This is a genomic window from Pseudoalteromonas ardens (assembly GCF_030125445.1).
GTDB lineage: Bacteria > Pseudomonadota > Gammaproteobacteria > Enterobacterales > Alteromonadaceae > Pseudoalteromonas > Pseudoalteromonas ardens.
In genome coordinates, this window is the sequence record NZ_JASJUV010000018.1 from 1 (window position 1) to 1,699 (window position 1,699).

At 51.7% G+C, this 1,699-nt stretch carries 1 rRNA gene; it reads left to right on the top strand.

From position 1 onward, the window contains the following. Nucleotides 1-1,661: ribosomal RNA gene (locus QNM19_RS24410) — 23S ribosomal RNA — on the top strand; the annotation flags it as partial. Nucleotides 1,662-1,699: the final 38 nt, after the last annotated feature.

The following is a 1,699-nucleotide window of genomic DNA, read 5'->3' on the forward strand; positions in this document are numbered from 1 at the left end:
TATCAGAAGTGCGAATGCTGACATGAGTAACGATAATGCGGGTGAAAAACCCGCACGCCGGAAGACCAAGGGTTCCTATCCCATGTTAATCAGGGTAGGGTGAGTCGACCCCTAAGGCGAGGCTGAAGAGCGTAGTCGATGGGAAACGGGTTAATATTCCCGTACTTGGTATAAATGCGATGGGGGGACGGAGCAGGCTAGGCAAGCATGGCGTTGGTTGTCCATGTGAAAGGCTGTAGGCTGGTGACTTAGGAAAATCCGGGTCGCTAAGGCTGAGAGTCGAGACGAGCCACTACGGTGGTGAAGTTGTTGATGCCCTACTTCCAGGAAAAGCCTCTAAGCTTCAGTTTATATCGAATCGTACCCTAAACCGACACAGGTGGTCAGGTAGAGAATACTAAGGCGCTTGAGAGAACTCGGGTGAAGGAACTAGGCAAAATTGTACCGTAACTTCGGGAGAAGGTACGCTCTTACTTGTGAAGACTTCGCGTCGTAAGCAGGCGAGAGCCGCAGTGACCAGGTGGCTGGGACTGTTTATTAAAAACACAGCACTGTGCAAAATCGTAAGATGACGTATACGGTGTGACACCTGCCCGGTGCCGGAAGGTTAATTGATGGGGTTAGCTTAGGCGAAGCTCTTGATCGAAGCCCCGGTAAACGGCGGCCGTAACTATAACGGTCCTAAGGTAGCGAAATTCCTTGTCGGGTAAGTTCCGACCTGCACGAATGGTGTAACCATGGCCACGCTGTCTCCACCCGAGACTCAGTGAAATTGAAATCGCAGTGAAGATGCTGTGTACCCGCGGCTAGACGGAAAGACCCCGTGAACCTTTACTACAGCTTGGCACTGAACATTGACCCTACATGTGTAGGATAGGTGGGAGGCTTTGAAGCGCAGTCGCTAGATTGCGTGGAGCCGTCCTTGAAATACCACCCTTGTAGTGTTGATGTTCTAACTTAGGCCCCTAATCGGGGTTGAGGACAGTGCCTGGTGGGTAGTTTGACTGGGGCGGTCTCCTCCCAAAGAGTAACGGAGGAGCACGAAGGTTGGCTAAGTACGGTCGGACATCGTACGGTTAGTGTAATGGTAGAAGCCAGCTTAACTGCGAGACAGACACGTCGAGCAGGTACGAAAGTAGGTCATAGTGATCCGGTGGTTCTGAATGGAAGGGCCATCGCTCAACGGATAAAAGGTACTCCGGGGATAACAGGCTGATACCGCCCAAGAGTTCATATCGACGGCGGTGTTTGGCACCTCGATGTCGGCTCATCACATCCTGGGGCTGAAGTCGGTCCCAAGGGTATGGCTGTTCGCCATTTAAAGTGGTACGCGAGCTGGGTTTAGAACGTCGTGAGACAGTTCGGTCCCTATCTGCCGTGGGCGTTTGAGAATTGAGAGGGGCTGCTCCTAGTACGAGAGGACCGGAGTGGACGAACCGCTGGTGTTCGGGTTGTCATGCCAATGGCATTGCCCGGTAGCTACGTTCGGAATCGATAACCGCTGAAAGCATCTAAGCGGGAAGCGAGCCTCGAGATGAGTTCTCACTTTAACTTTAAGTTAACTGAAGGGCCGTTGAAGACTACAACGTTGATAGGCGAGATGTGGAAGTGGTGTGAGCCATTGAGCTAACTCGTACTAATTACCCGTGAGGCTTAACCATACAACGCCAAAGTGGTTTTGTTTGTTAGAAGTTAAGAA